Here is a 20,761-nt window from a genome sequence, read left to right as displayed (position 1 = left end):
TACCGATGTCCTTTCCTCTGCTGACAGCCACGGCGGTGCTCCCGGCGATCGGGGCGATCGCCACGGCCGCCGTGCCGGCCGCGCGGCGCACCGTAGCCAAATGGCTGGCGCTGCTCGTCTCGCTGGCCACGCTCGGCCTCGCCATCGCCGTCCTGGTCCGCTTCGACCCGGACGGCGACCGCTACCAACTCACCGAGTCGCACGCCTGGATCGCGGACTTCGGGGTCCGCTACGAACTCGGTGTGGACGGCATCGCGGTGGCGCTGATCGCGCTGACGGCGCTGCTGATCCCGTTCATCATCCTCGCGGGCTGGCACGACGCCGACCCGCTGGAGACCGGCAGCAAGCGGTGGCGGCCGACCCAGGGCTTCTTCGCCCTGATCCTGGCCGTCGAGGCGATGGTGATCATCTCCTTCGAGGCCACCGACGTCTTCCTCTTCTACATCTTCTTCGAAGCCATGCTCATCCCGATGTACTTCCTCATCGGCGGCTTCGGGGACCGTGCCCACGAGCACGGCGAGCAGGTGGCGTCGACGCAACGGTCGTACGCCGCCGTGAAGTTCCTGCTCTACAACCTGGTCGGCGGCCTGATCATGCTGGCCGCGGTCATCGGCCTCTATGTGGTCGCTGGGAACTTCAGCCTCCAGGAGATCGCCGAGGCCCGCGCCAACGGCACGCTGGACATGGCGACGAACACCGAACGCTGGCTGTTCCTCGGCTTCTTCTTCGCCTTCGCGGTGAAGGCCCCGCTGTGGCCGCTGCACACCTGGCTGCCGAACGCGATGGGGGAGGCCACCGCACCGGTCGCCGTCCTCATCACGGCGGTCGTCGACAAGGTGGGCACCTTCGCGATGCTCCGCTTCTGCCTCCAACTGTTCCCGGAGGCCAGCAAGTGGGCGACGCCGGCCATCATGGTCCTGGCGCTGATCAGCATCGTCTACGGGGCGCTGCTCGCGGTCGGCCAGCGGGACATCAAGCGCCTGATCGCCTACGCGTCGATCTCGCACTTCGGCTTCATCATCATGGGCATCTTCGCGATGACCAGCCAGGGCCAGTCCGGCGCGACGCTCTACATGGTCAACCACGGCATCTCCACAGCCGCGTTGATGCTGGTGGCCGGGTTCCTGATCTCGCGGCGCGGCTCGCGGCTCATCGCCGACTACGGCGGTGTGCAGAAGGTCGCACCGGTGCTCGCCGGCACCTTCCTGATCGGCGGTCTGGCGACCCTGTCGCTGCCGGGGCTCGCGCCCTTCGTCAGTGAGTTCCTGGTCCTGGTCGGCACGTTCACGCGCTACCCGGCGATCGGCATCATCGCCACCTTCGGCATCGTGCTCGCCGCGCTCTACGTGCTCGTCCTCTACCAGCGGACGATGACCGGCCCGGTGAAGCCGGAGGTCTCCGCGATGCCCGACCTCAGGGTGCGCGAACTCGTGGTCGTCGCCCCGCTGGTCGCCCTGCTGATCTTCCTGGGCGTCTACCCGAAGCCCCTCACGGACATCGTGAACCCGGCGGTCAAGCAGACCATGTCCGACGTACACAAGAAGGATCCTCAGCCCGAGGTGGAGGCGGCCAAGTGAGCGCAACAGCCGTCCACAGCCTGTGGACAACCGCGGCCGACCCGATCTCGAAGATCGACACGCCGAAGATCGAGTACGCACAACTGTCGCCCACCCTGATCGTCGTCGGCGCGGCGATCGTCGGGGTGCTGATCGAAGCGGTCGTACCGCGCAGGTCGCGCTACTACGCGCAGGTCTTCGTCGCCGCCGTGGCGCTCGTCGCCGCGTTCGCCGGAGTCGTGGCACTGGCGTCCGGCGGGTACGCCACGACCAAGTCGGGCATCGTCGCGATGGGCGCGATCGCCGTCGACGGACCGGCCCTGTTCCTTCAGGGCACGATCCTGCTGGCCGCCCTGGTCGGCCTGTTCACCTTCGCCGAACGGCGACTTGACCCGGCCGCGCACGGCAACCGGGTCGACTCCTTCGCCGCGCAGGCCGCGTCGGTGCCGGGCAGCGACAGTGAAAAGGCCGCGGTGAAGGCCGGGTTCACCACCACCGAGGTGTTCCCGCTGCTGATGTTCGCCGTCGCGGGCATGCTGATCTTCCCGTCGGCCAATGATCTGCTGACGCTGTTCATCGCCCTGGAAGTCTTCTCGCTGCCGCTGTACCTGATGTGCGCGCTGGCCCGCCGCAAGCGGCTCATGTCGCAGGAGGCCGCGGTCAAGTACTTCCTCCTGGGGGCCTTCGCCTCCGCGTTCACGCTGTTCGGCATCGCGCTGCTGTACGGGTACGCGGGCTCCGTGTCGTACGCGACGATCGCACAGGTCGTCGACGGCACGGTGCCGGACGTCAGCCCGGCGCTCGCGGACACCATGGGCAACGACGCGCTGCTGCTGGTCGGCGCCGCGATGATCGTCATGGGGCTGCTGTTCAAGGTGGGCGCGGTCCCGTTCCACATGTGGACGCCGGACGTGTACCAGGGTGCGCCGACGCCGGTGACCGGCTTCATGGCGGCGGCGACGAAGGTGGCCGCGTTCGGTGCGCTGCTGCGCATCCTGTACGTCGTGCTGCCGGGCCTGCGCTGGGACTGGCGGCCGGTCATGTGGGGCGTCGCCATCGTCACCATGCTGGGCGGCGCGATCGTCGCGATCACGCAGACCGACATCAAGCGGCTGCTGGCGTACTCGTCCATCGCGCACGCCGGGTTCATCCTCGCGGGTGTCATCGCGACGACGCCGGACGGCGTGTCCTCGGTGCTCTTCTACCTGCTGGCGTACTCGTTCGTGACGATCGGGGCGTTCGCGGTGGTGACGCTGGTGCGCGACGCCGGCGGTGAGGCGACGCACCTGTCCAAGTGGGCGGGTCTGGGCCGCCGTTCACCGCTGGTCGCGGCCGTCTTCGCGGTGTTCCTGCTGGCCTTCGCCGGCATTCCGCTCACCTCCGGCTTCGCCGGCAAGTTCGCCGTGTTCAAGGCGGCGGCGGAGGGCGGGGCGGGCCCACTGGTCGTGGTCGGTGTGATCTCGTCGGCGATCGCGGCGTTCTTCTACATCCGCGTCATCGTCCTGATGTTCTTCAGCGAGCCGAAGCCGGAGGGGCCGACGGTAGCCGTACCGTCGCCGCTGACGATCACGGCGATCGGTGTGGGCGTGGCGGTCACGCTGGTGCTGGGAGTGGCGCCGCAGTACTTCTTGGATCTGGCGGGACAGGCGGGGGTGTTCGTGCGCTGACGCCGCACCCACGTTCGCAGCAGCGGCCCGGCACACCCATCAGAGGGTGTGCCGGGCCGCTGCTGCATGTGGGGCGGGCTACTGCTCCTTGTCTCGGCGCGTCTTGATCTGAGTGAGATCCAAATCGACAGGGAACGGGACGTCCACCTTCATCGGCTCACGGAAGATTCCCACGCTCGTGTATGTACCGGTCGTGGGCTCCAGCTCGAAGGCATGGACCGCTGCGCGGCCTCTCTCGTTCTCGATCCGCCAGTGGTGAGGGATCTTGGCCCGGGCGTACTTCAGGGGCTTGGTCTCGCGGTCGCGGGAGACGGAGTCCTCCGAGACAACCTCGATGGCCAGAACGACGGCCTCCGCCGGAAACCGCGTCTGGTCCGGTTCCACCACCTCTGCGCGCACGACGGCCACGTCCGGCTCGGGCCTGTTCTGGCGATCGATGTCGATCGTGAACTCGCGAACTACCTCAAGATCGGCGGGGGCCACGGACTGAAGCTGCCATTCCAGGAAGCTCACGGCGCGTAGGCGAAAGAAGGTCTGCGGGCTCACGAAGACCAGGCTTCCGTCGATCAGTTCCGTGTGCGGAGGAAGATTCGGGAGGCGGTCCAGGTCGTCGGCGGTCCAGCCGCCTTCCGGCGGGATCGGCCAGCTGGGCGTGGACGCCCTCGGTGCGACGCTCATCAGTGCTCCCATGGGACGGAGTCTCGCCGGTGTAATCAGACTAATCCTCGGAAACGGGCAGGTCCCACGCGAACGTGTGAACGATGATCGTGTCCTTGACGCGGGCCGAGAGGCGGGGCCTGTGGATAACTCCGGCGCTGTCGGTCGTGACCCCTATCGTGGAGGCAGTGGTCGAGGGACGACGTACGGGGGACACGGCGATGGGTGTGACGGGCGGGATCAGGGAGATGCCAACGGTGACCGAGGCGGCCGGTGCGGCCGGGAGCGAGGCGCTCGGCGCGCTGCATCGGGTCTTCGGGTACGACGCCTTCCGCGGCGAGCAGGAAGCCGTCATCGAGCATGTGGTGGCCGGCGGCGACGCCGTCGTGCTCATGCCGACGGGCGGCGGAAAGTCGCTGTGCTACCAGATCCCCGCCCTGGTCAGACCGGGTACGGGCGTGGTCGTCTCGCCCCTCATCGCGCTGATGCAGGACCAGGTGGACGCGCTGCGGGCGCTCGGCGTGCGCGCCGGGTTCATGAACTCCACGCAGGACTTCGACGAGCGACGGGTGGTGGAGGCGGAGTTCCTGGCGGGCGAGCTGGACCTGCTCTATCTCGCTCCGGAGCGGCTGCGGCTCGACTCGACGCTGGACCTGCTGTCGCGCGGCAAGATCGCGGTGTTCGCCATCGACGAGGCGCACTGTGTGTCCCAGTGGGGCCACGACTTCCGCCCCGACTATCTGGCCCTGTCGCTGCTGGGCGAGCGCTGGCCGGACGTCCCGCGGATCGCGCTGACGGCGACGGCCACGCAGGCGACGCACCAGGAGATCACCCAGCGGCTGGACATGCCGACGGCCCGGCACTTCGTGGCGAGCTTCGACCGGCCCAACATCCAGTACCGGATCGTGCCGAAGGCGGACCCGAGGAAGCAGCTGCTGGCCTTCCTGCGGGACGAGCACGCCGGTGACGCGGGAATCGTGTACTGCCTGTCACGCAAATCCGTGGATACCACCGCCGAGTTCCTGACCCGCAACGGCATCGAGGCGGTTCCCTATCACGCGGGCCTGGACGCGGGCACGCGCGCGGCGCACCAGTCCCGGTTCCTGCGGGAGGAGGGCCTGGTCGTGGTGGCGACCATCGCCTTCGGGATGGGCATCGACAAGCCGGACGTACGGTTCGTCGCCCACCTCGACCTGCCCAAGTCGGTCGAGGGCTACTACCAGGAGACGGGTCGCGCCGGCCGTGACGGTCTGCCCTCCACGGCCTGGATGGCCTACGGCCTCAACGACGTCATCCAGCAGCGCAAGCTGATCCAGTCCGGCGAGGGCGACGAGGCGTTCAGGCGCCGGGCGGCCGCGCACCTGGACTCGATGCTGGCACTGTGCGAGACCGCCCAGTGCCGGCGGGGGCAACTGCTCGCCTACTTCGGCCAGGACCCCGACCCGGTCGGCTGCGGCAACTGCGACACCTGCCTGACGCCACCGGAGACCTGGGACGGCACGATCGCCGCACAGAAGGTGCTGTCGACGGTGGTGCGGTTGCAGCGTGAGCGGGGACAGAAGTTCGGCGCGGTGCAGATCGTGGACATCCTGCTGGGCAAGCGCACCGGCAAGGTGATCCAGTTCGACCACGACCAGCTGTCCGTGTTCGGGATCGGCCAGGAGCTGGAAGAGGGCGAATGGCGGGGCGTGGTCAGACAGTTGCTCGCCCAGGGGCTGCTCGCAGTCGAGGGGGAGTACGGCACGCTCGTGCTCACGGAGGCCAGCGGGTCCGTGCTGCGGCGCGAGCGGGAGGTGCCGCTGCGGAAGGAGCCGAAGAAGCCGGCGACGTCCCGGTCCGGGTCGGGCGGCTCCGGACGTGGGGAGCGCAAGGCGAAGGCCGCGGTGGTCGAGTTGCCGCAGGAGTTGCAGCCGGCCTTCGAGGCGCTGCGGGCCTGGCGTGCCGAGCAGGCCAGAGAGCAGGGGGTCCCGGCGTATGTGATCTTCCACGACGCGACGTTGCGGGAGATCGTGAGCGTGTGGCCGGCGTCCGTACGCGAACTCGGCACCGTCAGCGGCGTCGGTGAGAAGAAGCTGGCCACCTACGGCGACGGTGTGATCGAGGTGCTGGCCTCGGTGCGGGGGGAGTCCGGTGCGGGGGCGGCGACCGAAGCGGATGCCGGGCCCGGTCAGGGGATGGACGACTGGCCCGAGACGGAGCCGGAGCCGGAGGACTGGGCCTAGGAGCGGGCTGGGCCTAGAAGAGGACTGGGCCTAGGAAGGGTCCGCGGTCCCCGGCGTGACGGTCACGTCAATGCCGTGAGCCCGGGCGCGAACGTGATCAGCAGCGGCAGCAGAGGCACCAGCGCGGCCGCCGTCGTAGTGAGTGCTCGGCGTCGGCGTCCCAGGCGCGGCGGCGGCTGGAGGAGCCGGTCCACTCGCTCGCCCAGGAGACGGTGGGTGGAGGCGCAGGACAGGACGCCCCGGTGCTGGTTGAGCTCGATCAGGGCCAGGGCCGTCGTCAGGTGACCGCAGCGGCGGGACGCGGTGTCGTCGGCGGCGAGTTCGACCAGCCGGTGGGTCTGGTCGCAGAAGTGGGCGAACAACGGGATGCGGGGGAATCCGGTGGCGAGCGCGGTGGACAGGTGCAGCAACCAGTCGTGGCGGGCACGGGCATGGCCGCGCTCATGGGTGAGGACGGCGTCGAGCTGGTGGTCGGTCAGGCGGTGCAGGGCGCCCGTGGTGACGATCAGCTGGGCCGGGCTCCCGGGCATCCACCAGGCGTCCGGGTACTCGTCCTCCAGCACCAGCAGCGGGCCGCGCCCCGAACCCAGTCCTGCCGGCAGGTCGGGGGCTCGTTCGCGCAGGTGGGCCCTGGCCTGGCCGCGACGCCGGCGTGTCTCGACCAGCTCGCGGGCCAGCATCGCGGTGGTCCAGGCGGCACCGCAGGCGAGCAGCAGGGTGAGGGCGGCGGCCCAGGCGGGCGTGGCCGAGAGGTCGTACGCCTCCGTCACCGACGGCGGCGCCGGCGCGAAGAGCTGTGCGCGCACCGTGCCGAAGACGGCGGCGGTGCCCAGGGACAGGGCTGTCAGGCAGCACAGCAGGACGGTGGCGACCAGGCACTGCCACACCCAGAGGGCGACCACGGGTTCCCGTTCGGGCCAGTTCGCCCGGGTCAGCGCCTGGGGGACAGGTACGGCGGCCGTCAGGGCGACGATGCTCAACAGGAGCATGCAGACGGTCATGCCATGGTCTCCGGATCCTGGACGGGACGGTGCTTTGGCGACGGTGCGGGGCGGTGGGCGGCGAAGGCCGTTCGCGGCTCGCTTCCCACCGCCAGCCAGTATGACGGTGACCATCGTCGGAGTCAGGAGGAAAGACTCGCCGAATGCCCTGCTCCGCTCGACCCCGCGCCGGCCTCCGCACCCACCGACCGCCGGCTCCGCGACCGCGAACGCCCCTTCACCGGCCGTGAGTTGGGCCGGACGCGGACGTCACCCCGCCGCGATCCGCCCCGTCACGTCCCCGAGCCCGACCCGAACGCCACCGGGCCCCGGTGCCCAGGCGGACAGCGTCACGACGTCGCCGTCCTCCAGGAACGTCCGCTTGCCGTCGGGGAGTTCGAGGGCGTCCCGGCCGTTCCACGTCAGCTCCAGCAGTGAGCCGCGCTCGCCCTCCGTGGGTCCGCTGACCGTGCCCGAGCCGTACAGATCGCCGGTGCGCAGCGAGGCGCCGTTCACGGTCATGTGGGCGAGCTGCTGGGCGGCCGTCCAGTACATGGTGGAGAAAGGGGGCTCGGAGACCACATGGCCGTTGACGGCCACCGAGATACGCAGGTCGTAGCCACCGGGTTCGGTCTCGGAGCCGGAGTCGTCCAGGTACGGCAGCAGCGGGTGCGTGCGCTGCGGCGGGGCCACCATCGCCTCCTCCAGGGCGTCCAGCGGGGTGATCCACGCCGACACCGAGGTGGCGAAGGACTTGCCGAGGAACGGGCCGAGGGGGACGTACTCCCAGGCCTGGATGTCGCGTGCCGACCAGTCGTTGAGCAGGCACAGGCCGAAGACGTGCTCCCGGAAGTCGCCCAGTGCGACCGGCTCGCCCATCCGTGACGGCGTTCCGACCACGAAGCCGACCTCGGCCTCGATGTCGAGCCGGACCGAGGGGCCGAAGACCGGCGCGGCGTCGGTGGGCGCCTTGCGCTGGCCCGAGGGCCGTACGACGTCCGTGCCGGACACGACCACCGTGCCGGAGCGGCCGTGGTAACCGATCGGCAGGTGCTTCCAGTTGGGGGTCAGTGAGTCCTCGGCGTCGGGGCGGAAGATCCGGCCGACGTTCCGGGCGTGGTTCTCGGAGGCGTAGAAGTCGACGTAGTCGGCGACCTCGAAGGGGAGGTGCAAGGTCACCGAGGACAGGGGGTGCAGGAGATCACGGAGGGCCTCCTGGTGCGCGGGCACCGTCACCCAGGCCGTCAGCGCGCGACGGACATCGGACCAGGTGGTGCGGCCCGCGGCGAGCAGCGGGTTCAGGGAGTCCTGGGCGAGCAGCGGGGCGTACGGCGAGCCGAGGGCGTGGGCCGCCTTGCCCGCGTCGAGGACGTGGTCGCCGAGCCGGACGCCGACCCGTCGCGCGGAGTCCGAGCCGGGAAGGGAGAAGACGCCGTACGGAAGGTTGTGCGTGCCGAAGGGGTCGCCCTCGGGGAGATCGAAGGGGGGCATGGGGTGCTGCCTCACTCTCATACGCTCCGTCTGCCAAGTGGGTCGGGCCACACGTTACGGGTGAGGCACCGGTCTTGGGCAGTGCGAAAGTCGCGTCGTCGGAGCCGGTGAAACAGCAGGTCGCCGCGTCGGGCGGGCGCTCGGGGCGCGCTCCGGCGCCAAGTGGGGGTGAAATCACAAGGGGCGGAGGGCAGTTGCGGACGGGTAGGCAGAAGGGTAACCGGATTAGGTGTCAACACATGTGAACAAAGCAGCCGTCCGGTTCAGGTCGAGTCGATGGGGCTTCCTGTCCGTATTCTCTGATCATGGCCCCACCCATCGCATATTCACTCATCGCCACTGACCTGGACGGGACGCTGCTCCGCGGCGACGACACGCTCTCCGACCGGACCCTCGACGCGCTCGCGCGGGTGGCGGCGGCCGGTGCCCAGCACCTCGTCGTGACGGGACGGCCGGCGCCCAGAGTGCGGCCGTTGCTCGACGACCTGGGCAGCAGGGGGCTCGCGGTGTGCGGACAGGGCGCGCAGTTGTACGACGCCGGCGCGGACTGTCTGCTGTGGTCCGTCACCTTGGACCGGGAACTGGCGGAAACCGCGCTCGGCAAGATCGAGGCCGAGGTGGGGCAGGTGTACGCGGCCGTCGACCAGGACGGCGTGGAAGGGCTCACGCTCATCGAGCCCGGCTACCTGATGCCGCACCCCACCCTGCCGGCGGTGCGCGTCAGACGCCGCGACGACCTGTGGTGCGAGCCGATCAGCAAGGTGCTGCTGCGCCATCCCAGCCTGTCGGACGACGAGTTGGCGGCGACGGCGCGTTCGGTGGTCGGTTCGCTCGCGACGGTCACCATGTCGGGGCCCGGCACCGTCGAACTCCAGCCATGCGGTGTCACCAAGGCGACCGGTCTCGCGCTCGCCGCCGAGCATCTGGGACTCGGTCCGCGGGACACCGTCGCCTTCGGTGACATGCCCAACGACATCCCGATGTTCGACTGGGCCGCCCGCGGGGTGGCGATGGCCAACGCGCATCCCGAACTCAAGGCGGTCGCCGACGAGATCACCCTCTCGAACGAGGACGACGGCATCGCCGTCGTCCTTGAGAGGCTGTTCGCGGGAGATATGGCGCATATCGTCCAGTAAGGGGCGATATGCGCCAGTGGCCCGGCTGCTACTCCTAGTAGGGCCCGTTCACGTTGTCGATCGAGCCGTAGCGCGCGGCCGCGTAGTTGCACGCGGCCGTGATGTTCGCGACCGGGTCGAAGGGGTCGTACACGGTGCCCGGCACGTGGTAGGTCGCGAAGGTGGGGTCGATGACCTGGAGGAGGCCCTTGGACGGGGTGCCGGCCGCGGCGTTGGAGTCCCAGTTGTTCATGGCCTGCGGGTTGCCGGACGACTCGCGCATGATGTTGCGGTGAATGCCCTCGTAAGAACCCGGAATTCCGTTTTGAGCCATGATGTCCAGCGCGTTGCGGATCCAGCCGTCGAGGTTGTTCGGGTAGGTCTTCACCGAGGACTGGGTCGCCTGGGCGACGGAGGACTTCTTGGCGGGCGCGGACGCCTTGTCGGCCGTCTTGGCCGGCGTGCTCGCCTTCTTCGCCGCCCGGACCGTGAGGTCGAGGCCCGGGTGGATCAGGCGGGGGTCGTCGCCGATGGCCTTGCGGTTGTCCTTGTAGAGCTGCTTCCAGCCGCCCTGCGCGTCGTAGCGGTCCGCGATGCCGTAGAGCGTGTCGCCCTTCTTGGTGGTGTACGCGACCGAGTCGACCTTCACCGCGGCGCTGGGGGCCTTGGCGGGCTCGGCGGCGCTCGCGGTGGTCCCGCTCAGGAGCGGGAGAGCGAGGGCCGCGGTGCCGGTTCCGGCGATGACGACACGTCGGGTGAGCGGGTTGGTGCGGGGGCGGCGATGCTTGCCTCGGGGCATGGCGCTGTTCCTCTCCGGCGCCTGCGAGGTGAGCTGTCGGGTTCGGGCTGGAGATGCCCGGCCGTGCCGCCGTAGGGCGGCACGACTTCACCCCTAGCCGGTCCGATGAGCCATCAAGGCGTACGGTCCGGCGGCTTACCTGGGTCCCCCGCTCCTGCCGCGCGTGTGTGAGTTACGTCGGGGATGACTCGGGCGGCGGCAGGATTAGGCGTCCGCCCGACGAGCGGGAACGTATGCGAGAGCACATGCCCGGAACAAGTGCTGTGGTCACCTGACGTGCGGGTTGACCATGGTCTGGGGGGAATGGGGTGCTTGATCCTTTGCGGTTGCCAAGCCTCAACTCGCGTTCGGGGCAAGGAGGGAAGGGGGTGCTCCGGACCAGGTCCCCGGCCGGGCTCGCGTGACCCAATTCACTGGCAGGCGCAAGTACCGCAAAACGGGCAATGACTCCAACTCGCCTTTAACCGGCGGCCCGTGGAGTCCGAATTTCCCATATGCGACGGAAAAGCACCTCTTCGCCCTCCGTGCGGATCACCTCGTCGGAGGTCACGAAGTGCTGCCCGTCGCGGCTGATCTCGGAGCGCGTGCCCACCCTCGTCTCCCAGGCGAGCTCCGGCCGGTGCGGCCGGACGGACCACTCCGAGCGGGCGCGGGCCGGCAGTGGGTCCGCCTCGTCGATCGTGTACGTCTCCAGCGGGTCCTCGGCGCACTCCATACCGTCCGGGTACGCGCGCGTGGCGCCGTGGCGCGGGTCGACCTCCAGCCGCCCACGGCGAGGACGGCGGCGTCGATCGCGCCGGGTCCTCGCAGACACTGCCGTGGCGCCAGTGGTCGTCGCAGGTCGGGTGTTCCAGGCAGGTGTGGATGAACGGGTCGAGGGAACCCAGCCGTTCGAGCCACGTGTCCCGCCAGGACTCGCCGATGTGCTGCGGGTCCGGCGGCCGGGGGGCGAAGGCGAGCATCGTCGACGCCCAGGCGTGGATGTCGACCGCGAGGACGGAACCTCCCATGTAGTGCGCGTCGTTGTCATAGCGATCGTCCGTGGAACAGACGTGACGATCGCCTTGAGCGGCTCGGCGCGAGGGCCGCGATCTGGAGGGAGTTGAAGCCGCCGCAGGAGATGCCGAACATACCGACCTTGCCGTCGCACCAGGGCTGCGCCGCGGGCCAGTTGACGACCTCGACCCCGTCGGCCGGCTCCGTCGCCGAGTACTCGTCCGTCGGCAGGCCCTCGCAATAACGACAGGGCGCCATGCGCGCGCGTACAGGCTCGTCCCGTCCGAAAGCGGGATGCGCACGTCGGGATGAGTCGTCTCGTAGGGGAAGGACGTACGGATGTGCATGAGCGGGATCCCCGTCCGGTCGGTGGACCGGCGGTCAGCGCACCGGGTACGTCCTGCGGCGCAGCCGACGCGCCGCGGCCATCACGGCGAGCCCCGCGGCCACCCGGGCGAGCGACAGGAACCGCAGGGGCATGGTCCGGCCGGTGAAGGCAGCTGGCGCGATCACCGAGACCAGGGTCGGCAGGTCGACGAAGTGGTCCGTGGTGAGCCGCCCGGCGACTGCCGGCAGGGCTGCGAGGGCGGCCGTGACGACGAGGCCGGTGGCGATCAGGCGGATCGCCCGGCGCATGGTGTCGGGGGCCAGGGCGAAATCGGCGGAGTGCTTGCGTCCGGTCAGGTGGCGGCGGCCGGTGAGGTGTTGGACCGGGCCGAACGTCATGCCGATGGCCGCCGCCTAGAAGCCCCAGACGTTGGGCGTCAGCAGCCCCGTGCCCGCGCTGATCAGGCCGAGGCCCGCCCAGTTCATGGGGGCGCTCGGCACCGCCATGGCGTAGTGGCCGCAGGCGGTCAGGACGCCGCCTCACTGCACCGCCCGGTGCGAGCCGAGGACGCGGTCGGCGAGTCACCCGCCGGCGACGGACGCCGGATGATCGAGGGTGCCGGGGGCGACGGACATCGGATGGACCAGGGTGCCGGGGGCGACGGACACCGGATGGACGAGGGTGCCGGGGGCGGTGTTGACGGACGCCGCGGTTCCGGCCGACATGCCCATACCGCGGGAGGAGATCGTGTCGGCGAAGTGCAGGACGAGGATGGCCTGCATGCCCAGGAACGAGAAGCGTTCCCACACCTCCGGGCCGGAGAGCGTGAGAAGGCCTCAGGGTCGGCCGAAGAAGGCGTGGGCGGCGCGCGGCGGCGGCTCGCTCGCGGGCTGGACATCGACCTCGGTTCGGGACACGGCCCGCTACTTCCTTACAAACCGATGGATATCCGGCCCTATCAGGTGATCAAAAACATACCGGCCGTGATCCGATACCGCCCGTGGTGGACGGGTGGGCGGCATCGGTGATCGAAACGTGACCGGATACGCTGACTTGAGTGATGGCAGCGACCTATCGACAAACCGTGTAACCGCCAGTAGACACCAGCAGACAGGAGACCCCTCGTGACCGTCGTCGGGCCGTTCGGGCTGAGCGTGCGGGACCAGGCTCTGGAAGCCGATGTCCAGGCCGGATTGGCGGCTGTCGAGGAGGGATTGCTCGAAGCCACCAAGAGTGAGGTCCCCTTCATCACCGAGGCCGCCCAGCACCTGGTGCGGGCGGGTGGAAAGCGGTTCCGGCCGCTGCTCGTGATGCTCACCGCCCAGTTCGGGGATCCGTATGCGCCGGGGGTCGTCCCGTCGGCGGTCGTCGTCGAGCTCACCCATCTGGCGACGCTGTACCACGACGACGTCATGGACGAGGCGACGGTGCGGCGCGGTGTCGACAGCGCGAACGCGCGCTGGGGCAACTCGGTTGCCGTACTGACCGGCGACTTCCTCTTCGCGCGGGCCTCGCACATTCTCGCGGACCTCGGGCCCGAGGCGGTGCGGGTGCAGGCCGAGGCGTTCGAGCGGCTGGTCACCGGGCAGATCCTGGAGACCGCGGGGCCGCAGGACGGGCGGGACCCGGTCGAGCACTACCTGGATGTGCTGAGCGGGAAGACCGGGTCGCTGGTGGCGGTGTCGTGCCGGTTCGGGGCGATGATGTCGGGCGCCGACGAGACGGTCGTCGATGTGCTGACCCAGTACGGGGAGCGGCTGGGCGTCGCCTTCCAGCTCGCCGACGACGTGCTGGACATCGCGAGCGACTCCCGCGAGTCCGGGAAGACGCCGGGGACGGATCTTCGCGAGGGCATTCCGACGCTGCCGGTGCTGCGGCTGCGGGAGCGGGCCGAGCGGCTGGGGCTGGCGGAGGATGTCGCGCTGTCCGAGCTGCTGGACTCCGATCTCAGCGATGACGCACGGCTCGCGGAGGCGGTGGCCCGGCTTCGGGAGCATCCGGCGTTGGAGCAGGCCCGGCGGGACGCGGTGCGGTATGTGGAGGACGCTCGGGCCGCGTTGGCGCCGCTGCGGGATGGTGCCGCGAAGGCCGGCCTGATGGAGCTGTGCGACGCGGTGGTGCACCGGGCCGGGTAGCGCCGCCCCCGTCACACCCACTGTTCCCGCCCTTGGCCGTCTCCACCTTCGGCTGTCCAGACCCTTGGCCTCGCCACCCTTGGCCGTCCCCACCCCTGGCAGTCCCACCCCTGACCCCTGGCGGTCCCATCCCTGACCCCTGGCGGTCCCACCCCTGGCCGTCCCCACCCAAAGGCTCCGCCCCGGCCGTATCGCCGGATGTGACGCACGCCACAAGTCTGGACTGAGTCCAAAGTAAGATCCCCTCCGTATGAATGCCCAGAAGCTGACGCAGGGGGCGTCGGCTGTCATACGGGGAGAAAACAGAATCATGGGCATGAAGACGACGTTCTCGAAGCGCCGTAAGAGCCTGATCGTCACCGCGGTCGCGGTGGCCGCCGCCGGTGGTGTCGCCGCCGCGGTGATTCCCGCCTTCGCCGCCGGAGGGGACCGTGCCGACCACGCGGGCCACGCAGGAGGCGACACGCAGGGGATCGTGAGTCGGAGTGGGGCCCTCGGTGGCGGAGGCGGGGCCACCGTCCTCGCCGCCAGCCTTCGAGGGGCGAACGAGGTGCCCGTGGCGGGTGGGCCCGCTGTCGGGGACAAGGACGGCGCCGCCGTGCAGTTCGTGAAGGTCAAGGGCGACAAGGTGTCCGTCGCCGTCACCTGGCGGGGCACCGGCAAGCCGACCGCCCTCCACATCCACCAGGGTGCGAAGGGCACCAACGGCGGCATCAAGGTCGACTTCGGCGGCCTCCTCGGCAAGAGCAAGGGCCACAGCGCCAAGGGTCAGGGCGTCAAGGGTCACAACGTCAAGGGCCACAGCCTCACCGGGACCGTCAAGGTGAAGGACCCCGCCCTGCTCAACGCCCTCAAGACCGACCCGAGTTCGTTCTACGCCAACCTCCACACCGCCGAGTTCCCGGGCGGCGCGGTGCGAGGGCAACTGCACAAGGTCACGGTCGCCGCGTTCGACTTCCGCGACGCGCTCCACAACTTCCAGGCGTCCGTCGTCAAGGGCAAGCAGATCTACCAGTGCAAGCCGGCCGAGAGCGGCGGGTACGCCTTCGCCCAGCGGGACGTCAGCGCCGTACTGGGCGGTCGTATCGCGCACTCCTTCGTCGCCCCCAACTCCGGTACGCCGCAGTGGATCGCGCGGGACGGCAGCGCGGTGACCGGGTCCGTCATCTCCAAGACCCCGAACGGCGACAAGAACATCCCCGAGCTCGACCTGAAGGCCACTCAGTCCGGCAAGCACCGTGGCCTGCTGGCCGACACGGCCGAGATCCTGCGGCTGAACACCGTCGGCGGCGTGGCCCCGGCCGGCTCCTGCACGCCCGGCGCGATCGTCGGCGTGCCGTACCAGGCCGACTACGTGTTCCTCAACAGCTGACCGTTTCCGTGGCACACGGCGGCAGCCAAGGCGGCGTCTCCCCGCACCCACCCCTACGGGTCGGGGGAGGCGTCGCCTCCGCGTGTCATACCCCAGGTGTACGCGGAGTTGGCTCCGCAGGTTGACGAATCTCTTCCGCTGATTTGGTCAGATGGAGAACACAGAAAACACCACTCCTCACCGATTCGGGTGAGAATGGCGGCTCAGGGGTGGGCAAGTGCGGGGTCACAGGACTCGCGGGCGAGGAACGAGAAGGACAGCCGCCGCCGACGACGGAGGTAGGGCACACATGGCACCGTACGAATCCGACGAGAGCACGACCGTCGAGGAGGCCGACGACCTGCGGGCGGGGCGCCGCAAGGCCGCTCGGTACGTCGTCCCGGTCGCGGTCGTGGGAGTCGCGGCGGCGACCATCGGGCTCGTCCCGGCGATCGCCGACTCCGGCGACCCGGACCTGCCGGACATCACCGCACAGCAACTCATCGAGAAGATCGCGAAGTCGGACGTCGAGCAGCTGTCCGGCACCTTCAAGATCACCACCGATCTGGGCCTGCCCGACCTGGGTGGACTGGAGTCGAGCTTCGCCTCCGGCGCCATGGCGTCCGGTTCCGGTGACGGCTCGTCGGCCGACCCCTCGGCCAAGCTCACCGAACTGGCGTCCGGCACGCACACCCTGCGTCTCGCCGTCGACGGCGAGAACAAGCAGAAGCTCTCCCTGCTGGAGAACGCCTCCGAGTACAGCCTCATCCACAACGGCAAGGACATCTGGGGCTACGACAGCAAGTCGAACGAGGTCTACCACGGCACCGCCGAGGAGGCGCAGGAGGAGAAGGGCAAGGCCGAAGAGGCCCCCGCCACTCCCCAGGAGTTCACCGAGGAAGCCCTGAAGGCGGTCGACGACACCACGTCGGTCACCGTCGACGGCACCGCACAGGTCGCGGGCCGGGACGCCTACCGGCTGGTCGTCAAGCCGAAGCAGTCCGGCACCACGGTCGGCGCGATCACCGTGGCCGTGGACGCCGAGACCGGTATGCCGCTGAAGTTCACGCTGACCCCGTCGAGCGGCGGCGCGGCCGTGATCGACGCGGGCTTCACCCAGGTCAGCTTCGCCAAGCCGGACGCCTCCACCTTCGACTTCACCCCGCCCAAGGGCGCGAAGGTCACCGAGGAAGGGGCGCTGGAAGGCGCGGCCGACCAGCACGGCTCCGCGAAGTCCGAGGGGGAGTTCCGCAAGGAGTTCGAGAAGGAGTTCGGCGGCCCGAAGTCCGAGGGCAAGGCGCCCGAGGGCGGTCCCGAGATCATCGGCGAGGGCTGGAACTCCGTGGCCGTCTTCGACACCGGCGGCGAGGGCGTCCCCTCCGGCGCCGAGGTCGGCGGCGAGATGGGCGGCTTCCTGGACTCCCTGGGCGACAAGACCACCGGTAAGTTCGGCTCGGGCACGGTCTTCAAGACCCGCCTCATCAACGCGCTGATGACGGACGACGGCAAGGTCTACGTGGGCGCGGTCGACAAGGCCACGCTCGTGAAGGCGGCCGACTCCGGGAAGTGACCCGGGGAACGGGCGTTCGCATTCGGTGACACGCACGGACCGAGGAACCTGAGGGGCCTGTGGAGGAACTGACCGCCGCGGAGGGCGACGAGGTCGGTCCGGCCGGTGAGTCCGGCCGGGTCGACGCCGGCGACCACGTCGACACGGTGATCGCCACCCGGGCGCTCACCAAGCGCTACCGCGGCGGGCAGCTCGCCGTGGACGGTCTCGACCTGACCGTCCCGGCGGGCAGCGTCTTCGGCTTCCTCGGTCCGAACGGCTCGGGCAAGACCACCACCATCCGCATGCTGATGGGCCTGATCGAGCCCACCTCCGGCACGGCGCACGTGCTCGGCCGGCCCATGCCCCGGGCGACGCGCGCCGTACTGCCGCAGGTGGGCGCGCTCATCGAGGGGCCCGCGCTGTACGGCTTCCTCTCCGGCCGCGACAACCTCCTGCGGTACGACGCGGCCGACCCGACCGCCGATCCGCGCACCCGGCGCGCTCGCGTCGCCGCCGCGCTGGACCGGGTGGGTCTGACGGCCGCCGCGGGCAAGAAGGCCAAGGCGTACTCGCTCGGGATGAAGCAGCGGCTCGGGCTCGCGGCCGCCCTGCTCCAGCCGCGCAGGCTGCTCGTGCTGGACGAGCCGACCAACGGGCTCGATCCCCAGGGCATGCGCGAAATCCGCTCACTGATCAGGGAGCTGGCGTCCGACGGCACGACCGTCTTCCTCTCCTCCCACCTCCTCGACGAGATCGAGCAGGTCTGCACACACGCGGCCGTGATGGCCCAGGGCCGGCTCATCACCCAGGGCGCGGTGGCCGAGCTGGCGACCGGGGTACGCGGCCGGCTCGTCGTGACCACACCCGACACCGGGGAGGCGGCCCGGGTGCTGAAGGAGCAGGGCGCCGGCGACGTCGTCCTCACCGACGACCGGGTGACCGCGGACCCTCCGGACCGCGATCTCGCCGACGTGAACGCGGCGTTGGTCAGGGCCGGGGTCCGGGTCCGGGGCTTCGGCGTCGAGCGGGCCTCCCTGGAGGACGCGTTCGTGGCGCTCACGGGGGAGGGGTTCGATGTCGCGGGCTGAAGTCGTCCGGCCGGGCGGCGCGATCGAGGGCGGCCGGAAACCGGGCCCGCTGTGGACCTTCGGTCTTTTCCGCAGCGAGCTGCTCACCACCTTCCGGCGCTGGCGCACCCTCGCGCTGCTCGCGGTGCTGGCCGCCGTGCCGATCCTGGTCGGGATCGCCGTGAAGATCGAGACCGGCGACGGATCCTCGGCGGGCGGCCCCGAGGGCGGCGGACCGGCGTTCATCTCCCAGATCACCAACAACGGCCTGTTCCTGGTCTTCACCGCGCTGGCCGCCACGCTGCCGTTCTTCCTGCCGATGGCGATCGGCGTGATCGCGGGCGACGCGATCGCCGGCGAGGCGAACGCGGGCACCCTGCGCTATCTCCTCGTCGCCCCCGCCGGACGCACCCGGCTGCTCCTCACCAAGTACGCGACCACGATGACCTTCTGTCTGGTGGCCACTCTCGTGGTCGCGGTCTCGGCGCTCACGGTCGGGGCACTGCTCTTCCCGCTCGGCGACCTCACGACCATCTCCGGCACCCGGATCAGCTTCGCGGAGGGGCTGGTCAGAGCCCTGCTGATCGCCCTGGTCGTCGCCGCCTCACTCATCGGCGTGGCCGCGCTCGGCCTGTTCGTGTCGACGCTGACCAGCAGCGGTATCGCGGCGATGGCCACGACCGTGGGCCTGCTGATCACCGTGCAGATCCTCGACCAGATCCCGCAGCTGCACGCGATCCAGCCGTACTTCTTCTCGCACCACTGGCTGTCCTTCGCCGACCTGATGCGCGAGCCCGTCTACTGGGACGACCTGGTCAAGAACCTCGGCATCCAGGCCCTCTACGCGGCGGTGTTCGGATCGGCGGCGTGGGCGCGGTTCATGGCGAAGGACATCACGGCCTAGAGCGGCGGGCGGCTCACGGCGTCTCGTAGGGGAAGCGCGCGAGCGGGGCCTCCTGGGCGAAGAAGGTCTTCGCCCGGGTCAGGGCCTCGGTGTCGTCGAGCACGTCACCGGGCTTGCTGCCGTTGCCGAGCAGCACCCCGCCGAACCGCATCCCCAGGTACGCGGCGGAGTTGTTCAGTGTGCCGACCAGCGGGTCGGCGACCTCCCGCTCCTCGTGCGCGAGCGCCGTGACGCCCCACAGGGTGCGGCCGGCCATGGTCGCCTTGAAGTCGACGCCGGGTGTGCGCAGCCAGCCCGACCAGTAGTCGAGGTAGCGCTTGACGTGGGCGGACACCGAATACCAGTACAGCGGCGAGACGATCACGATGTCCGTCGCCGCGAGTGTCGCGTCGAGCAGCAGCGCCACATCGCCCTCCCTGGGGCGCACATGGTCGCTGTCGTGCCTCAGGTCCTCGAAGTCGGGCAGCGGGTGCCCGGCCAGGTCGATCCACTGCTGTTCGACATCCTCGGGCAACTGCTCGGCGGCCCGGCGGGCCAGCAACTCGGTGTTGCCGTCGGGTCGGCTGCTGCCGAGGACGAACAGGAAACGGCGGGTCATGGGTCCCCCAAACGACCGGCCCTCACGACGGGCCGGAAAGTCGGCGTACGACAATTACTAGCACGTGCATTATATGCGTACGCATGTAGAAGTCCAGGGCCCGAGGTGCGCCTCGGCCGCCCCGGCCACGGCGAGCAGCAGCGACTCCTCGCCGTGCGCGGCCACCAACTGGAGCCCGACCGGGCAGCCGTCCGGCCCGAAACCCGCCGGAATGCTGATCGCCGGATGCCCGCTGAGGTTGAAAGCCCAGGTGAGGGAGGTGGAGTAGCGCTCGCCCGGACCGTCGTGACCGTGCGGTGGGGTCGGGGCGGTCGGCGTCAGCAGCAACTGGACGTCGGCGAAGAGGGCGGCCAGGCGACGGTCGTTGGCGGCGCGGACGCGTTGCGCCTCGCGGATACGGGCGGGCCCCGCGTCGGGGTTCCGCAGGGCGAGCCAGGCCGGGGCGGGGTCGTCCAGGCGGAGCGGGGTGTGCGGGAGGGGGCGAGCCGGCCGTATCGCGCCCGCTTCGACGAGCCGTACGGCAGCGGCCCGGGCGACGGCGACGACGTCCGGGTCGGGGGAGTCGAAGCCGAGGTCGGGGGACCATACGGCGATGGGGGCGTCGTAGGGGACGGCCGGACTGTCGGAGTCGGAGGACGCGCACCCGCCGGCCTCCGGGGTCCCGCCCAAGTCCGAGGAGCCGGCCCCGCCGGCCCCCGAGGTCCCGCCGACGTCCGAGGACCCGTCCCCGCCGGCCCCCGGTGCCCCACCCCCCGACACCGCTCTCCAGTACGCCACCGCATCCCCCACGTACCGCGCGAGCACCCCCGGCGCCATGAGCCCGCTCGGGTCGGCCGAGGGCAACCGGCCGTTGCCCGCCTTCAGCCCGACGACCCCGCACCACGCCGCCGGGATCCGCACCGACCCGGCCCCGTCGTTCCCGGTCGCGAGCGGCACCAGCCCCGCCGCCACGGCCGCCGCGGCACCGGCCGAGGAGCCGCCCGGCGTACGGTCGTGACGCCAGGGGTTGACCGTACGGCCGTGCCGGCCAAGTCCCCAGGTCTGCCAGGCGGTTCCCGGCCCCGGCACGGCCGTCGCGCCCACGGCCACGCACCCCGCCGCCAGCAGCGGGCCCGCCGTCCGCAGCCCGCGCCGCCCCTTGACGCCGACCGGTACGCCGGCCAGCGGCAGGTGCTCACCCGCGGCGACCCGTGCGTCCACCTCGGCGGCCCGTCGAAGCGCCTCTTCTCCCCATACCTCGATGAAGGCGGAGAGAAGCGGATCGGCCCGCTCGATGCGGTCGAGGCACTGCGTGACGACATCCACCGCGCGTACGGCCTGTGAGCGTACGGCTGCGGCGATCT

Annotated in this window: 16 protein-coding genes, 2 pseudogenes and 1 riboswitch; of the genes and pseudogenes, 9 read left to right on the top strand and 9 right to left on the bottom strand. The window is 70.3% G+C overall.

The annotated features are described in order from the left end of the window. The first annotated feature begins 5 nt into the window (after positions 1 to 5). Both ACIQWG_RS26420 and nuoN read left to right on the top strand, forming a co-directional pair. The gene (locus ACIQWG_RS26420; protein ID WP_404100158.1) at positions 6 to 1,577 is read left to right on the top strand and encodes an NADH-quinone oxidoreductase subunit M; all 1,572 of its coding nucleotides are present in this window, start codon (positions 6 to 8) and stop codon (positions 1,575 to 1,577) included. Next, positions 1,574 to 3,223, top strand: coding sequence for an NADH-quinone oxidoreductase subunit NuoN (gene nuoN / locus ACIQWG_RS26415; RefSeq protein ID WP_404100157.1), 1,650 nt, complete (start codon positions 1,574 to 1,576; stop codon positions 3,221 to 3,223). The genes ACIQWG_RS26420 and nuoN overlap by 4 nt, the downstream gene beginning before the upstream one ends. 78 nt (positions 3,224 to 3,301) lie before the next feature. Here the strand turns inward: nuoN and ACIQWG_RS26410 are convergent, their stop codons facing one another. Then, positions 3,302 to 3,901, bottom strand: a complete 600-nt coding sequence (locus ACIQWG_RS26410; protein WP_404100155.1) for a Uma2 family endonuclease — start codon at positions 3,899 to 3,901, stop codon at positions 3,302 to 3,304. Positions 3,902 to 4,101: 200 nt separating this feature from the next. Between ACIQWG_RS26410 and recQ the strand changes: the two genes are divergently transcribed. Then, entirely contained in the window at positions 4,102 to 6,102 is a 2,001-nt protein-coding gene (gene recQ, locus ACIQWG_RS26405) for a DNA helicase RecQ (protein ID WP_404100376.1), read from the top strand. A gap of 62 nt (positions 6,103 to 6,164) precedes the next feature. Here recQ and ACIQWG_RS26400 read toward each other — a convergent pair whose 3' ends face one another. Together ACIQWG_RS26400 and fahA are read right to left on the bottom strand one after the other, a co-directional pair. Then, on the bottom strand, positions 6,165 to 7,103 hold the full coding sequence (locus ACIQWG_RS26400) for a M56 family metallopeptidase (RefSeq protein ID WP_404100153.1): 939 nt from the start codon (positions 7,101 to 7,103) through the stop codon (positions 6,165 to 6,167). A 249-nt stretch (positions 7,104 to 7,352) separates the two neighbouring features. Next, the gene (fahA, locus tag ACIQWG_RS26395; protein ID WP_404100151.1) at positions 7,353 to 8,573 is read right to left on the bottom strand and encodes a fumarylacetoacetase; all 1,221 of its coding nucleotides are present in this window, start codon (positions 8,571 to 8,573) and stop codon (positions 7,353 to 7,355) included. Positions 8,574 to 8,878: 305 nt separating this feature from the next. Here fahA and ACIQWG_RS26390 point away from each other — a divergent pair, with 305 nt between their 5' ends. Continuing rightward, the gene (locus ACIQWG_RS26390; protein ID WP_404100149.1) at positions 8,879 to 9,709 is read left to right on the top strand and encodes an HAD family hydrolase; all 831 of its coding nucleotides are present in this window, start codon (positions 8,879 to 8,881) and stop codon (positions 9,707 to 9,709) included. Positions 9,710 to 9,743: 34 nt separating this feature from the next. On the opposite strand, the gene ACIQWG_RS26385 is transcribed toward ACIQWG_RS26390, so the two are convergent. The 4 genes and pseudogenes from ACIQWG_RS26385 to ACIQWG_RS26370 all read right to left on the bottom strand — a co-directional run. Continuing rightward, positions 9,744 to 10,487: a transglycosylase SLT domain-containing protein gene (locus tag ACIQWG_RS26385; protein WP_404100147.1), complete on the bottom strand. Its 744-nt coding sequence runs from the start codon at positions 10,485 to 10,487 to the stop codon at positions 9,744 to 9,746. 5 nt (positions 10,488 to 10,492) lie between these two features. Then, positions 10,493 to 10,677: riboswitch (cyclic di-AMP (ydaO/yuaA leader) on the bottom strand. A gap of 270 nt (positions 10,678 to 10,947) precedes the next feature. Next, the gene (locus tag ACIQWG_RS26380; RefSeq protein ID WP_404100388.1) at positions 10,948 to 11,202 is read right to left on the bottom strand and encodes a hypothetical protein; all 255 of its coding nucleotides are present in this window, start codon (positions 11,200 to 11,202) and stop codon (positions 10,948 to 10,950) included. 44 nt (positions 11,203 to 11,246) lie between these two features. After that, a pseudogene (locus ACIQWG_RS26375) lies at positions 11,247 to 11,830 on the bottom strand (CocE/NonD family hydrolase); the annotation flags it as partial. A 145-nt stretch (positions 11,831 to 11,975) separates the two neighbouring features. After that, positions 11,976 to 12,728, bottom strand: a pseudogene (locus ACIQWG_RS26370) (MFS transporter); the annotation flags it as partial. A 207-nt stretch (positions 12,729 to 12,935) separates the two neighbouring features. On the opposite strand from ACIQWG_RS26370, the gene ACIQWG_RS26365 reads away from it, so the two are divergent. From ACIQWG_RS26365 to ACIQWG_RS26345, 5 genes are all read left to right on the top strand, one after another. Next, on the top strand, positions 12,936 to 13,946 hold the full coding sequence (locus ACIQWG_RS26365; RefSeq protein ID WP_404100145.1) for a polyprenyl synthetase family protein: 1,011 nt from the start codon (positions 12,936 to 12,938) through the stop codon (positions 13,944 to 13,946). A 316-nt stretch (positions 13,947 to 14,262) separates the two neighbouring features. Continuing rightward, entirely contained in the window at positions 14,263 to 15,318 is a 1,056-nt protein-coding gene (locus ACIQWG_RS26360) for a CHRD domain-containing protein (RefSeq protein ID WP_404100143.1), read from the top strand. 289 nt (positions 15,319 to 15,607) lie between these two features. Further along, entirely contained in the window at positions 15,608 to 16,867 is a 1,260-nt protein-coding gene (locus tag ACIQWG_RS26355; protein ID WP_404100141.1) for an outer membrane lipoprotein carrier protein LolA, read from the top strand. A 59-nt stretch (positions 16,868 to 16,926) separates the two neighbouring features. Continuing rightward, positions 16,927 to 17,937 (top strand): ABC transporter ATP-binding protein, encoded by a 1,011-nt coding sequence (locus ACIQWG_RS26350; RefSeq protein WP_404100139.1) that lies wholly within the window; start codon positions 16,927 to 16,929, stop codon positions 17,935 to 17,937. Then, on the top strand, positions 17,924 to 18,820 hold the full coding sequence (locus ACIQWG_RS26345; RefSeq protein ID WP_404100138.1) for an ABC transporter permease: 897 nt from the start codon (positions 17,924 to 17,926) through the stop codon (positions 18,818 to 18,820). Before ACIQWG_RS26350 ends, ACIQWG_RS26345 begins: the two co-directional genes overlap by 14 nt. A 13-nt stretch (positions 18,821 to 18,833) precedes the next feature. On the opposite strand, the gene ACIQWG_RS26340 is transcribed toward ACIQWG_RS26345, so the two are convergent. Then, positions 18,834 to 19,418 (bottom strand): flavodoxin family protein, encoded by a 585-nt coding sequence (locus ACIQWG_RS26340; protein ID WP_404100137.1) that lies wholly within the window; start codon positions 19,416 to 19,418, stop codon positions 18,834 to 18,836. Between the two features lie 69 nt (positions 19,419 to 19,487). Beyond that, positions 19,488 to 20,723, bottom strand: coding sequence for an amidase (locus ACIQWG_RS26335; protein WP_404100136.1), 1,236 nt, complete (start codon positions 20,721 to 20,723; stop codon positions 19,488 to 19,490). Positions 20,724 to 20,761: the final 38 nt, after the last annotated feature.

Origin of the sequence: Streptomyces sp. NPDC098781, assembly GCF_044759995.1 — a bacterium.
GTDB lineage: Bacteria > Actinomycetota > Actinomycetes > Streptomycetales > Streptomycetaceae > Streptomyces.
The sequence above is the reverse complement of the archived record's forward strand: the minus strand, read 5'-3'. Positions and strand labels throughout refer to the sequence as shown.

Excerpts from the sequence above, each read along its gene's own strand:
- ACIQWG_RS26400 (WP_404100153.1), bottom strand. The coding sequence starts at position 7,103 with ATGACCGTCTGCATGCTCCTGTTGAGCATCGTCGCCCTGACGGCCGCC.
- ACIQWG_RS26380 (WP_404100388.1), bottom strand. The coding sequence starts at position 11,202 with ATGGAGTGCGCCGAGGACCCGCTGGAGACGTACACGATCGACGAGGCG.
- ACIQWG_RS26355 (WP_404100141.1), top strand. The coding sequence starts at position 15,608 with ATGGCACCGTACGAATCCGACGAGAGCACGACCGTCGAGGAGGCCGAC.
- ACIQWG_RS26390 (WP_404100149.1), top strand. The coding sequence starts at position 8,879 with ATGGCCCCACCCATCGCATATTCACTCATCGCCACTGACCTGGACGGG.
- ACIQWG_RS26385 (WP_404100147.1), bottom strand. The coding sequence starts at position 10,487 with ATGCCCCGAGGCAAGCATCGCCGCCCCCGCACCAACCCGCTCACCCGA.
- ACIQWG_RS26420 (WP_404100158.1), top strand. The coding sequence starts at position 6 with ATGTCCTTTCCTCTGCTGACAGCCACGGCGGTGCTCCCGGCGATCGGG.
- fahA (WP_404100151.1), bottom strand. The coding sequence starts at position 8,573 with ATGCCCCCCTTCGATCTCCCCGAGGGCGACCCCTTCGGCACGCACAAC.
- ACIQWG_RS26345 (WP_404100138.1), top strand. The coding sequence starts at position 17,924 with ATGTCGCGGGCTGAAGTCGTCCGGCCGGGCGGCGCGATCGAGGGCGGC.
- ACIQWG_RS26360 (WP_404100143.1), top strand. The coding sequence starts at position 14,263 with ATGAAGACGACGTTCTCGAAGCGCCGTAAGAGCCTGATCGTCACCGCG.
- recQ (WP_404100376.1), top strand. The coding sequence starts at position 4,102 with ATGGGTGTGACGGGCGGGATCAGGGAGATGCCAACGGTGACCGAGGCG.
- ACIQWG_RS26340 (WP_404100137.1), bottom strand. The coding sequence starts at position 19,418 with ATGACCCGCCGTTTCCTGTTCGTCCTCGGCAGCAGCCGACCCGACGGC.
- ACIQWG_RS26410 (WP_404100155.1), bottom strand. The coding sequence starts at position 3,901 with ATGAGCGTCGCACCGAGGGCGTCCACGCCCAGCTGGCCGATCCCGCCG.